Source organism: Actinomyces sp. zg328, from assembly GCF_009829635.1.
Taxonomy (GTDB): domain Bacteria; phylum Actinomycetota; class Actinomycetes; order Actinomycetales; family Actinomycetaceae; genus Actinomyces; species Actinomyces marmotae.
Genome location: NZ_VWPE01000033.1, coordinates 1 through 12,393, shown reverse-complemented (window position 1 = coordinate 12,393; position 12,393 = coordinate 1). Strand labels below are relative to the sequence as shown.

9 protein-coding genes are annotated in these 12,393 nt (G+C 73.8%); 7 read left to right on the top strand and 2 right to left on the bottom strand.

All coding sequences use genetic code 11. The annotated features are described in order from the left end of the window. Positions 1–1,804: DUF2334 domain-containing protein (locus GVV75_RS09765; protein WP_159814560.1), on the top strand; the 1,804-nt coding region annotated here is incomplete at its 5' end. Beyond that, positions 1,801–3,435: a Tat pathway signal sequence gene (locus GVV75_RS09760; protein WP_159814558.1), complete on the top strand. Its 1,635-nt coding sequence runs from the start codon at positions 1,801–1,803 to the stop codon at positions 3,433–3,435. The genes GVV75_RS09765 and GVV75_RS09760, both read left to right, overlap by 4 nt. A 41-nt stretch (positions 3,436–3,476) precedes the next feature. Here GVV75_RS09760 and GVV75_RS09755 read toward each other — a convergent pair whose 3' ends face one another. After that, complete coding sequence (locus tag GVV75_RS09755) at positions 3,477–5,792, bottom strand: DEAD/DEAH box helicase (RefSeq protein ID WP_159814556.1); 2,316 nt, start codon at positions 5,790–5,792, stop codon at positions 3,477–3,479. A 336-nt stretch (positions 5,793–6,128) separates the two neighbouring features. Between GVV75_RS09755 and GVV75_RS09750 the strand changes: the two genes are divergently transcribed. From GVV75_RS09750 to GVV75_RS09730, 5 genes are read left to right on the top strand one after another with little or no spacing between them, the layout of a single operon-like run. After that, entirely contained in the window at positions 6,129–7,316 is a 1,188-nt protein-coding gene (locus GVV75_RS09750) for a cobalamin-independent methionine synthase II family protein (protein ID WP_159718794.1), read from the top strand. Between the two features lie 25 nt (positions 7,317–7,341). Next, positions 7,342–9,261, top strand: coding sequence for a cation:proton antiporter (locus tag GVV75_RS09745; protein WP_159718792.1), 1,920 nt, complete (start codon positions 7,342–7,344; stop codon positions 9,259–9,261). Positions 9,262–9,272: 11 nt separating this feature from the next. Further along, complete coding sequence (locus tag GVV75_RS09740; protein ID WP_159718790.1) at positions 9,273–10,430, top strand: histidinol-phosphate transaminase; 1,158 nt, start codon at positions 9,273–9,275, stop codon at positions 10,428–10,430. Further along, the gene (gene hisB, locus GVV75_RS09735) at positions 10,427–11,071 is read left to right on the top strand and encodes an imidazoleglycerol-phosphate dehydratase HisB (protein ID WP_159718788.1); all 645 of its coding nucleotides are present in this window, start codon (positions 10,427–10,429) and stop codon (positions 11,069–11,071) included. Before GVV75_RS09740 ends, hisB begins: the two co-directional genes overlap by 4 nt. Then, positions 11,071–11,787: a hypothetical protein gene (locus tag GVV75_RS09730; RefSeq protein WP_159814554.1), complete on the top strand. Its 717-nt coding sequence runs from the start codon at positions 11,071–11,073 to the stop codon at positions 11,785–11,787. Before hisB ends, GVV75_RS09730 begins: the two co-directional genes overlap by 1 nt. 25 nt (positions 11,788–11,812) lie before the next feature. Here GVV75_RS09730 and GVV75_RS09725 read toward each other — a convergent pair. Further along, on the bottom strand, positions 11,813–12,393 hold a 581-nt coding region (locus tag GVV75_RS09725; protein WP_201288762.1), incomplete at its 5' end, for a septum formation family protein.

Here is a 12,393-nt window from a genome sequence, read left to right as displayed (position 1 = left end):
GGCCCTCGCGCCCGCGACGGGCGGCCCCGCCGATGACCTCGGCTCGGCCGCCCCGCTCGAGGCGCCGCCCGCGCCCGCCGCGGCCCAGGCCGAGGTTCTTCCCCTGGCCAACGACAACGCGGCGGCGGTCGACCTGGCCGCGCCCGCGCCCGTCCGGGCAGCGCCCCAGGTCCGCGACCTGAGGGCCAACCCGCCAGCGGTGCCCAGACGCGCCGTGACCTACTCCCATCGGGGAGCCGGCCCCGCCTCCACGCTGGTCCTCTACGACACCACCGGGGACTGGAGCAAGCTGGGCGAGTACTACGCCATGGCCATGGGCAACCTGGCCAGCCACTCCGGGCTCGTCACCGCCCTGCCGGTGGCCGACTACCAGGCCGGCCTGGCCGGGCGCTACACCAACGTCATCTACACGGGGTCGACCTATGACGAGCCCCTGCCCCGCGCCTTCATCGACGACGTCCTGACCGGCAACGTCCCCGTCCTGTGGTCCGGTTTCAACATCTGGCAGCTCGTCAAGACCGACGCGGACCGGGCGGCCTTTACCGCCCGCTTCGGATGGGACGCCGCCACGTCCTACATCGACGCCACCGACCGCGTCACCCAGGTGGAGTACAAAGGCCGGACCTTCGGCCGCAACGAGTTGAACAAGGGTGGCATCACCGCCCCCCACATCACTGATCAGGGCGCCGTCACCGTGCTCGGCAAGGCCCTGTGCTCCTCGGCCGACGGCGCCTCCACCCAGTGCGCCAGCATCGCCCAGTCGGGCACGACGTCCTTCCCCTGGGCGGTGTCCTCCGGCGGCCTGACGTTCATCGGCGAGGTCCCCGTCACCTACATGAGCGAGCAGGACCGCTACATCGCGGCGGCCGGCATCGTACTGGACTCCCTCCAGCCCGGAGCCAAGCAGATCCGCCAGGCGGCAGTGCGCATCGAGGACGTCGGTCCTGACACCGATCCGGCCGAACTCCAGGCGATGGTGGACTACCTGTACTCCCAGGGCGTCCCCTTCCAGATGGCGGTCTTCCCCGTGTACAAGGACCCCTCGGGGGCGAAGAACGACGGCACGCCGCAGTCGATGACCCTCAAGGACACCCCTGAGCTCGTCGCCGTCCTCAAGGACGCCGTCAGGAAGGGCGGCACCATCATCCAGCACGGAACCACCCACCAGTTCGGCAACCTGAACAACCCCTACAACGGCGTGTCCAGCGACGACTTCGAGTTCATCCGCTCGTGGTGCTCCGATGAGAACTCCCCGGACGCGCCGGTGGCGCCCTGCCAGCAGAACTCCTGGGTTCAGATCGGCGGGGAGCTTCCCGGCACGAGCGCCAAGTGGGCCAAGAAGCGCGTCAAGGAGGGCCGCAAGTACTTCAAGAAGCTCGGCTTGCCCACTCCCAAGATCTTCGAGACCCCTCACTACTCGGCCTCCCGCAGCGGCTACCAGGGCATCAACAAGGTCTACTCGACCCGCTACGAGCGCGAGCTCATGTACGCGGGCACCCTGACCGGCAAGCCGGGCGGGCCGCACGACTACATCGGCCAGTTCTTCCCCTACTCGGTCAACGACCCCTACGGCACGCACGTCCTGCCCGAGAACCTGGGCAACTACGAGCCCAAGGACATCAACAACCACCCGCCGCGCTCGGCTCAGCAGGTGATCGACTCCGCCCGCCTCAACCTGGCGGTCACGCACGCCACGGCGAGCTTCTTCTTCCACCCCTACTACCCGCTGAGCGAGCTCAAGACGATCGTCGAGGGCATCAAGTCCCAGGGCTACACCTTCGTGGCGGCCCAGGACCTTCGATGACGGAGCCCGGCGGCGCCCCAGCGGGCCCGGGGGACGGCGCGAGCCGCCTCCCGGGCCCGCCCGGCGCTCCGGAGGCCACCGGGCGGGGGATGACGCGCCGTCGGGCCCTGCTCACCGCGGGGGGCCTGGCGCTCGCCGGTGGGGCCGCGGGCGCGCTGATGACCCGCCTGGGCCCGGACGGCGCGAGCCCCACCACCACCATCACCCTGGTGCTGCGCGACGCCGATGGCGCGCCGATGACCCTGGCCCAGGTGCGCGCCATCCAGTCCGCGGGCAAGGGCGAGGATGGCTATGACGACGCCCTCCTGGACTCCACGACCCTCGAGGTCATAGCGATCGGGCCCCTCTACGAGGAGGACGGGGCGATCCTCGTCGACGTGCCCGAGGGCCGGGACTGCGCCCTGTGCCTGTCCTGGCCCACGTCCCAGGGCTACTCCGCGCTGATCGCCGACCTGCCCCCGCACGGCAGCGCCGAGGTCCTCACCCTGGCCGCCAGGGACCTGCACCAGCGGCAGCGGGCGGCCCTCGCCGCCCTGGCCGACCCGAGCGGGGCGGCCGGCCCCACCGGGCGCGCGGCCAGCGCCCTCGAGGCCTCGCGCCGCGCCCACGCGGCGACCCAGTCCGCGATCGACTCAGGCATCGGCGACGAGCAGGGGGCGCGCCTCCTCGAGCTCGCCGCCGCCGCCCAGGTCGCCCTCGACACCGCCCTCATCGGCGCGGCACCGCCGGGCGCGCTCATCGGCGCGACGCTCACCGAGGCGCCCAGCCCGCAGCAGCGGGGCGCCGTCATCGCCGCCACCGGCTCCGCGAGGCGGGGAGCCGTGCGGCTCGTCCTCGACGACGCGAGCGCCCCGGCCCTCGCCGCCTGGCGGGAGGCGGCCGATGCCCTCCAGCGCGCCGGGATCCACGTCATGGGGCAGATCTGCGACTCCGAGGGCCTCGCCGCCTTGAGCGACTCGGACTTCGACAAGAGGCTCGACGCCGTGCTGGCCGCCCTGCCGGGGCTGGACTCCTGGGAGGTCGGCAACGAGCTCGGGGGCGACTGGCTGGGGGAGGACCCGGTGGGGCGCGCGACGCGCGCGGCCCGGGCCGTGAAGGAGCGCACCGGCGCTCTGACCGTCCTGACCCTCTACTACCAGCTCGGGCAGGCGGCGGCCCAGGGGGCCCTGTTCAATGTGGCGGCCTCGCTCGCGGGGGGCGAGCTCATGGGGCTCGTCGACGTCGTCGGCATCTCCGTCTACCCGCAGTCCCACCCGCTGGGAACCGCGGCGGACCGGGTCATGAGTGCCCTCGCGGATCGCTTCCCCGGCAAGCGGGTGGCCGTCACCGAGCTCGGCTACGGAGGGGGCGACCTGGATGAGGGGCCCTGGTGGTTCGGCTCCCGGGAAGACGCCGACGCCGCCCGGATCGCCCTCATCGCCCAGGTGACGGGCGCCGCCCTGGGCCGCCCCCAGGCCTGGGGGGCTCCCTTCTGGTGGTACTTCCTGGATGACGAGGAGGCCAGCGCGAGCGGCGCCGATGACGCCGACGGGAGCGGCGGCGGGGCCTCCGGCGGAGGACCCGGGGGTCTTGGACCGGTGGGGCGCTCGCTCAAGCGGGCCTCGGAGCGCGCCTCGGCCCCCGGATCCTGAGAACGGGCCCCGCGGGCCGGGCCCCGCCCCTCGCCCAGTGGCTAGGACCCCTGGGCGAGCACGAGGGGGTGGACCGCCGCGGCGCCCGAGCCCCGCAGGAGATCCGCCGCGACCGTGAGGGTCCATCCGGAGTCCGTTGAGTCGTCGATAAGGGCGATCCTGGCGCCGTCGAGGCGCCTCAGGGCGTCGGGCCCCCAGCCGTCGAGGCTCAGGCTCCGGGCCACCGTCGCCAGGCGGGTCGCGGAGTTGACGTCATGGCGCCCCGGCCGCCCTCCAGTGGCGATGACGCCCAGGCGCTCGGCGCCCAGGCGGTGGGCGACCGCCCCTCCCAGGTGGCGGATCAGCCGTGGGCGGCGGTGGGAGTCGATGATGACGACGGCGTCGATGATCCCCTCGGCGCCCTCCGCGCCGCCCCGCCCCTCAGGTGCGCTCGCGCCGCCCGCGGAGGCGCCGTCGGCCCCGCCCTCGACGCGGGCCAGGGCGGCCAGGCGGTCCGCCGCCTCCAGCACGGGGGCCCGCAGCCCGGGAGGGACGAGCCCGTCCTCCCCGGAGTCGAAGAGCCCGCGCAGCGCCGACGAGATGCCCAGGCCGTCAAGCCTGCCGACGGCGATGCCCGTGCCCGCCCGCCGCTCAGGCGGGATCCTGCCCCGCAGGGCGCCCAGCCCCAGCCTCTCCATGCCCACGGGCCACTGGCGCCGGGCGGGGACCTCGACCCCGACGCGCTCCAACGACTCCCGCGCCGCCCCCACCCGCTGCGGATCCGGCCCCTGGGGGAGGGTGAGGCCCCCGCACAGGTCGCAGGCGCCGCAGCGCCAGCCCTCGGGCATCTCCGGGTCATCGAGCGCGGCTCGCAGGAAGGCCATTCGGCACTCCGGGGCGCGAAGGTGCTCATAGGCGAGCATCGCCTCCTGCTCGGACCGCCTGGCCTCCTCCACCCGAGCGTAGCGCTCGGCGTCGTACGCCCAGGGCTCGCCCGTGGCCAGCCAACCGCCCCTGACCCTGAGCACGGCACCGTCGACGTCGAGCACTTTGAGCATCGACTCCAGGCGGGCGCGCCGCAGGCTTGTCACCGTCTCCAGCGCGCCGATCCCCAGGGGGCCATCGGCCGCCTGAAGGGCGTCGAGCACCTCGTGGACCCGCTCGGGCGGCGGGAAGCCCTGGGAGCCGAACCAGTCCCAGATCGCCCGATCCTCCGCGCCGGGAAGCAGGATCGCCTCCGCCCTGTCGACGCCGCGCCCCGCGCGGCCCACCTGCTGGTAGTAGGCCACGGGCGAGGCGGGCGCGCCCATGTGGATGACGAATCCGAGGTCGGGCTTGTCGAATCCCATGCCCAGGGCGCTGGTGGCCACGAGCGCCCGCACGCGGTTGGCCTTGAGATCGGCTTCGAGGCGCTCGCGCTCCGCGGGCTCGGTCTGGCCGGTGTAGGTGGCCACCTCCAGGCCGGCGGCGCGCAGGGCCTGGGCGGTCTCACCCGCCGCGGAGATGGTGAGGCAGTAGACGATCCCGGAGCCCTGGGTGCGCTGGAGGTAGTCGGTGAGCCACGCCAAGCGCGTGGCCGAGTCCTCCAGGCGCGCCACGCCCAAGCGCAGGGAGTCCCGCTGCAGGCTCCCGCGCAGCACGAGCGCCTCCGGGGCCTGGACGCCCATCTGCCGCCCGGCCAACTGCTCGGCCACATCCGTGGTCACGCGCTCGTTGGCCGTGGCCGTCGTCGCCAGGACGGGGGTGCGGGGAGGCAGGCCGGCGAGCAGGGTGCGGATGCGCCGGTAGTCCGGCCGGAAATCATGCCCCCAGTCCGAGATGCAGTGCGCCTCATCGATGACGACGAGGCCCGCGCTGGCTGCCAGATGCGGAAGGACCTCATCCCGGAACACGGGGTTGTTGAGGCGCTCGGGCGAGACCAGGAGGACGTCGGCGCGCCCGGTGCGGATCTCATCCTCGACCTGGCCCCACTGGGCGCTGTTGGCCGAATTCATGGTGACGGCGCGGATGCCGGCGCGCTCGGCGGCGGCGACCTGGTCGCGCATGAGGGCCAATAGCGGGGAGATGATGATCGTGGGCCCGGAGCCGCCCGCTCCCTCCCGGCCGTGGGGCGGGAGGGAGCCTCCCCCGTGCCACTCGCCCCAGCCCTCACGCAGCAGCGTGGTGGCCACGAAGTAGACGGCGGACTTACCCCATCCCGTCCTCTCCACCACGAGGGCTCGACGGCGGCCCACTACTAGCGCCTCGATCGCCCGCCACTGATCGGGGCGCAGCCGCGCGTCCGGGCTGCCGACGAGCGCGCGCAGCGCGGCCTCCGCGCGCTCGCGCAGCGCGGCCAGGGGTGCCGACGATGGCGTGGACGATGCTGGGGCGCTCATGGGTCCACGGTAGCCCGGGCCCCTGACGCGAATGCGCGCGCCTTCGGCCGCGGCTCACTTCCTGGGACAGGGAGGGTGCGACGGCCGAGCCGTGCACTATCCTCGGCTCACCACCACTTAAGGTGGGGGAAGGCCAGTGATGACACTACGGGATGGGGCGCACGCCCCCACCAGGACGGAGTGCCCCCTGCGCGCGCCACGGCGCCTCGCAGGGGCGCTCATGCGCCGCTGAGGCGCCCGGACGCCTCAGCCCCAAGCCGCGCCAGGCGCGGTTCCGGTCCCAACCGAACCACCCCGGACGGCGGCGCTGCCGCCAGGATCATCGAGGACCGCACCATGACACGAATCCGCACCACCCACGTCGGCTCCCTTCCCCGCACCGACGCCCTCATCGCCGCCAACAAGGATCACCAGGACGGCGCCCTGCCCGACGCCGATTTCGAGGCCATCATCACTGAGGCCGTCGACTCCGTCATCGCCAGGCAGGCCTCCATCGGCATCGACATCGTCAACGACGGCGAGTACGGGCACCTCATGACCCAGTCCGTCGACTACGGCGCCTGGTGGGGCTACTCCTTCCTGCGCTTCTCCGGCCTCGAGGTCCTCCCCGAGCCCCCCGCGCGCAAGCCCTCGGACAAGCTCGAGCTCGACGCGATGACCGACCGCCGTGACTGGGTGGCCTTCGCCGACGCCTACGCCGACCCGGCCAGCGGCATCCACATCGCCAACCGCCAGCCCTGGGTCTTCCCCACGGTCACCGGCCCCCTGGCCTACACCGGCGCCGACCTCGTCGCGCGAGACATCGCCCTGACCAAGCGCGGCCTGGAAGCGGCGGGCAAGCCGCTCTCAGAGGGCTTCGTCGCGGCCCTGTCCCCGGCGTCGGCGGCGCGCGTGGGCAACACCTACTACGAGGATGATGAGGCCGCTGTGTGGGCCTGGGCGGAGGCTCTGCGCGAGGAGTACAAGGCGATCACCGATGCGGGGCTCACCGTCCAGATCGACGCCCCCGACCTGGCGGAGTCCTGGGACCAGTTCGTCGTCGAGCCCTCCCTCGAGGACTACCGGGCCTTCTCCGCCGTGCGCATCGAGGCCCTCAACCACGCCCTGGAGGGCATCGACCCCGCCCTCGTGCGCTACCACGTGTGCTGGGGCTCCTGGCACGGCCCGCACTCAACCGACCTGGGTTTCAAGCACATCGTGGACCTCGCCCTGAGCGTCAGCGCCAACGGGCTGAGCTTCGAGGCCGCCAACGCCCGCCACGAGCACGAGTGGCGCATCTGGGAGGAAGTCGAGCTCCCCGCCGAGAAGTACCTCATCCCGGGCGTCGTCTCCCACGCCACCAACGTCGTGGAGCACCCCGAGCTCGTGGCCGAGCGCATCGCGCGCTTCGCGGGCCTCGTGGGTCCCGAGAGGGTCGTCGCCTCCACCGATTGCGGCCTGGGCGGGCGCGTCTACCCCTCCATCGCCTGGGCGAAGCTCGAGGCCCTGGCCGAGGGCGCCCGCCTGGCCGGCGATCGGCTCTGAGGGCCGTGGATGGCAAAATGACGCCATGAACCTCCTCATCATCGTCGCGGGACTCCTGGCGATCGCCGGCGCCAGCCAGATCAGCGACCGCCTCCGGGTGGCGCCGGCGCTGCTGCTCCTGACCATGGGGATCGCCGTCGGGTTCCTGCCGGCGGTGCCCGCGATCGTGATCGAGCCGGAGGTCATCCTTGAGGGCCTCCTCCCGGCGCTCCTGTACGCGACGGCGGTGGCCATCCCCGCGATCAACTTCCGCCGGGAGTTCACCCCCGTCGCGATCCTCGCCGTCCTCCTGGTCGCCGTCTCCTCGGCGGTGATCGGGGGAGTGCTCACCCTGGTCCTGCCCAGCCTGTCCGTGGCCTGGGCCGTCGCCATGGGCGCGGTGCTCAGCCCCACCGACGCCGTGGCCATCTCCATCGCGCGGCGCCTCGGGGTCACCCAGCGCGTCATCACCGTGCTGGAAGGCGAGGGGCTCCTCAACGACGCCACCGCCCTGGTGGTCCTGTCCTCGGCGATTTCGGCCGCCGTGGCCGGGCGGACCAGCGCGGGGGAGGTCCTGGGCAGCTTCGTGCTCGCCGTCGTCGTCGCCGTGGCCGTGGGCTGGATCGTCGGGGAGCTCACGCTGCACCTGCGCGCCCGCGTCACCGACGCCAGCGTCGACACGGTCATCTCCTTCGCTGTGCCCTTCCTCGCCGCCATCCCCGCCGAGCACATGGGCGGCAGCGGCCTGGTGGCGGCCGTCGTCGCCGGCCTGGTGACCGGGCACCGCTCGCCCCGGCTCCTGCCCCCGGACCACCGCATCGCCGGCAACGAGACCTGGCACACCGTCGAGCTCGTCCTCGAGGGATTCATCTTCCTGGTCATGGGCCTGCAGCTGTTCGGGGTCGTGGAGGACGTCCGGGCCGAGGGGCCGCCGATCGCTACCGCCGTCTGGCTCGCCGTCCTGGCCGGGGTGCTGAGCGTCGCCGTGCGGGCCGCGATCGTCGCCCCGATGCTCCTGTGGCTGCGCCGCAGGGGAGCGCGCCGGGCCGAGAGATGGGACGGGATGAGCGAGCCCCGCCAGGAGTTCGAGGAGCGCTGCCAGGCGATCGCCCGCGGAGAGATCCCCAAGGACATGCTCGTCCCCTGGGACAGCAGCCGCCGCGGCGTGAGGCGCAGGCTCAAGGGCCTCGCCAAGCGCCTGGCCAAGGGGCGCCGAGGGACGGGGCACGCGCATGCGCGGGCCCACGCCGCGCAGGCGATCGACAGGATCCGACGGGTCGACGCCGACATGGCCTACTACCAGCAGGCCCCCCTCGGGGCCCGGGAGGGGACCATCATCGTGTGGGCGGGGATGCGCGGCGCCGTCACGCTCGCTGCCGCCCAGACCCTCCCCGCCGACGCCCCCAACCGCCCCTTCCTCCTGCTCATCGCGATACTGGTGGCCGCCGGCTCCCTCGTCGTCCAGGGACTGACCCTGCCGTGGGTGGTCAGGGCCGTCAGGCCGACGATGGAGGGCCCCGCCGATGAGGCCGAGCGCCGCGAGCTCATGGGGCTCCTCATCAGCGCGGCCAAGGGTGTCATTCCGGAGAACGACGATGACCACATCCTCACCGACGACGCCCGCAGGCGCATCGTCCTGGCCGCGCAGGGGGCCTCGGCCCTCGTGGCCCACGCGGCCCGGGAGGAGGCGTTCGAGGGCGGCGAGGACGCCGGCTGGGCCGCGCGGCGCGCGGAGCAGGCGCGCGCGCGGGCGCTCTCCCTCGACATGGTCCGGGCCCAGCGCCAGGCCCTGCTCGACGCCGGCGAGCTCGGCCTCTACTCCGCCGGGCTCATCGAGTACGCCCTGACCCGGCTCGACTACGAGGAGATCACCCTGGTCTACCGGGAGGCCGTCCACGAGGACCCGCCGGCCCGGGTCGTCCCGGCGCCATCGGGCGGTCACACGGCGCCGTCGGCGGCGCCGTAGACTCACTGCCCGTGAGCAGCCTTCCCATCCGCCCCGGGCTCGAGGGCCAGACCCCCTACGGGGCCCCGGAGCTGGACGTGCCCGCGCGCCTCAACGTCAACGAGAACCCCTACGCGCCCAGTCCCGCCGTCGTCGCGGACATCGCCGACGCCGTCGCCCGGGCCGCCTCCGGTCTCAACCGCTACCCGGACCGCGACTTCCCCGCCCTGCGCCAGGCCTTGGCCGACTATCTCGGGGTCGAGTCCGGCGCGCGCCTGGGGCGGGACCAGATCTGGGCGGCCAATGGCTCCAACGAGGTCATGCTCCACCTCCTCCAGGCCTTTGGCGGGCCCGGGCGGGCCTGCCTGTCCCTCACCCCCACGTACTCCATGTATCCCGAGTACGCCCGCGACACCCTCACCGAGTACGTGACGATCCCGCGCCGGGACGACTTCAGCATCGACGTGGATGCCACCGCGGCCGCCATCGCCGAGCGCCGCCCCGCCGTGCTCATCACCGCCAGCCCCAACAACCCCACCGGCACCGCCCTGCCCCCGGCCGCCGCGCGCGCCCTGCTGGAGGCCGCCCGCGGCAACGGGCCCACCGCCGCCGACGGCGCCCCCACCGACTGCGTCGTCGTCATCGACGAGGCCTACGCGGAGTTCCGCCGGACCGGCGTTCCCAGCGCCCTGGAGCTCCTGGAGGGCAACCCCCACCTGGCCGTGTCCCGCACGATGAGCAAGGCCTTCGGCGCCGCCGGCCTGCGCCTGGGCTACCTCGCCGCCTCCCGCGAGTTGGTCGACATGCTGCGCGTCGTGCGCCTGCCCTACCACCTCTCCGCGATCACCCAGGCCGCCGCCCTGGCGGCACTGGCCCACCGGGAGGAGCTCATGGGGCAGGTCGCCTCCCTGCGCGAGGAGCGCGACTCCCTCGTGGCCTGGCTGCGCTCCCAGGGCCTGACCGCCCACGAGTCCGACGCCAACTTCGTGCTCTTCGGCCCCTTCGCCGATCGTCACCGCGTCTGGCAGGATCTCCTTGACGACGGCGTGCTCATCCGCGTCGTCGGCCCCGAGGGCTTCCTGCGCGCCAGCGTGGGCACGCCCGAGGAGATGACGGCCTTCCGCGCCGCCCTGACCAAGGCCCTCAGCGGCGCCCGCGCCGTCGGCCCCGACCCCCAGGAGCCCGCATGAGCAGCACCCCCAGCCCTGCCAGCCGCATCAGCGCCGCCCGCGCCGCCCGCGCCGCCCGCGTCGAGCGGACCACGAGCGAGTCCAGCGTCGTCGTCGACCTCGATCTCGACGGCACCGGCGCCACCGACATCTCCACCACCGTCCCCTTCTGGGACCACATGCTCACCGCGCTGGGCAAGCACTCCCTCATGAACCTCACCGTGCGCGCCACGGGGGACACCCACATCGACGTCCACCACACCGTGGAGGACACCGCCATCTGCATCGGCGAGGCCCTGCGCCAGGCCCTGGGGGACAAGAGCGGCATCCGCCGCTTCGGCGACGCCTCCGTCCCGCTCGACGAGGCGCTGGCCACCGCCGTCGTCGACATCTCCGGGCGCCCTTACCTCGTCCACGACGGCGAGCCCGAGGCCTTCGTCCACCACCTCATCGGCGGGCACTTCACCGGCTCCATGGTCCGCCACGCCCTGGAGGCCATCGCCTACCACGCCGGGATCTGCCTGCACGTGCGCGTCATCTCCGGGCGCGACCCCCACCACATCGCCGAGGCAGAGTTCAAGGCCCTCGCGCGAGCCCTGCGCACTGCCGTCGAGCCCGACCCGCGGGTGGACGGCATCCCCTCCACGAAGGGATCCCTGTGATGAACGACCAGACCACCCCCGACGACGCCGACCGCATCGACGACGAGTTCGCCGCCCTCGTGGAGGGCCTCGACCTGGGCGGCGCCGAGGACGTCACCGGGCAGGGCCAGGGCCCCGAGGGCCCCACCGCCCGGGGTGGGGCGGCGGGGGCCCCGGACGGAGGCGCGGCGCGCCCCGCGCCGACTGGCTCCCCGGCCGCGCGTGCCCTCAAGATCGCCGTCGTCCTCACGCCTCTGCCCACCGCCGAGGCCCTCGCCTCCCTGTGCGCCATGAGTGGGCTCGACTGCGTCGTCGTGCCCGCCTCCAGCGGCGCCTTCGCCGTCAAGGAGTTCGCCTCCGCCCACGCCGAGTGGGACATCGCCGAACTCCTGGGCGGCTCGGAGAACGAGCCGGCCGAGGCCGCCGAGCTCGCCGCCACCCTGTCCCGCCTGAGCCGCGGCGGATCCGTGCTGCTCACCGCGGATCTGGCCACCGATGTCGGCATCGAGCAGGGCCTGTCCGGAACGATCACCGCGCGCCGCTTCGCCGGAGGCAAGCCGGGCGAGGAGGCCTCCGCCGGACTCATCCTGTCCCAGATGGATCAGGTCGTCGAGGACGTGCTGCTCGGGATCACCCGGCCGGAGGAGGCCCCCGGCGCCGTGCTGACCAGCGAGGTCAAGACCGGGCGCGCGATGCGCTGGTTCGGGCGCGGCCTGCGCCGCCCCGGAGCGGACTGAGGAGCGCCGCCCGGGCGGCGCGGCGTCAGCCGGTGGACGCGAGGCAGGAGAACCCGCGCCTGCCGGCCTGCCATGCCGCCTCCGAGGGGCCGAGCACGGTGAGTTTAGCATCGTCGTCGGCGTAGCCGGAGGCCTCGGCGGCGGCCGATGTGCAGGTCTTGCGCACCACGGCGTCGGCCATGAGGCTGTCATCCGAGCCGGAGACGGTCGTGGCATCCAGGGTTCCAACGGCGAACACCCTCCAGGAGTGCGACTGGGCGCAGTCCACTGCTCTGGCGCTCGACTGGCCCGAGATCGACGTGATCCCGGCCAGGCACGCGCCCTTGGGATGGGGCGGCTCGGAAGCGGCTGTCTCGGGAGCGCCTGAGGAGCCCGCGACGCCAGTGGAGCCAGCGGCTCCCGCGGCGCCGTCCTGGGCGGCCGGTGCCGCCCGCCGGTCCGCGGGCTCCGCGCCGGTGGCGGGCGGCGATGAGGAGTGGCCGATCGCCGTCGTCGTCTCCGAGCCCCTGTCCCAGGCGAGCCACGCCCCGCCCGCGCCGAGGCCCGCCCCCACGGCCAGGACGGCGGCCGCGGCGGCGATGCGGCGCCCTGGGTGGGAGCGCGCCG

Bases quoted from the DNA above. Each gene is read 5' to 3' on its own strand.
- hisB (WP_159718788.1), top strand. From the start codon at position 10,427: ATGAGCAGCACCCCCAGCCCTGCCAGCCGCATCAGCGCCGCCCGCGCC.
- GVV75_RS09755 (WP_159814556.1), bottom strand. From the start codon at position 5,792: ATGAGCGCCCCAGCATCGTCCACGCCATCGTCGGCACCCCTGGCCGCG.
- GVV75_RS09760 (WP_159814558.1), top strand. From the start codon at position 1,801: ATGACGGAGCCCGGCGGCGCCCCAGCGGGCCCGGGGGACGGCGCGAGC.
- GVV75_RS09750 (WP_159718794.1), top strand. From the start codon at position 6,129: ATGACACGAATCCGCACCACCCACGTCGGCTCCCTTCCCCGCACCGAC.
- GVV75_RS09745 (WP_159718792.1), top strand. From the start codon at position 7,342: ATGAACCTCCTCATCATCGTCGCGGGACTCCTGGCGATCGCCGGCGCC.
- GVV75_RS09730 (WP_159814554.1), top strand. From the start codon at position 11,071: ATGAACGACCAGACCACCCCCGACGACGCCGACCGCATCGACGACGAG.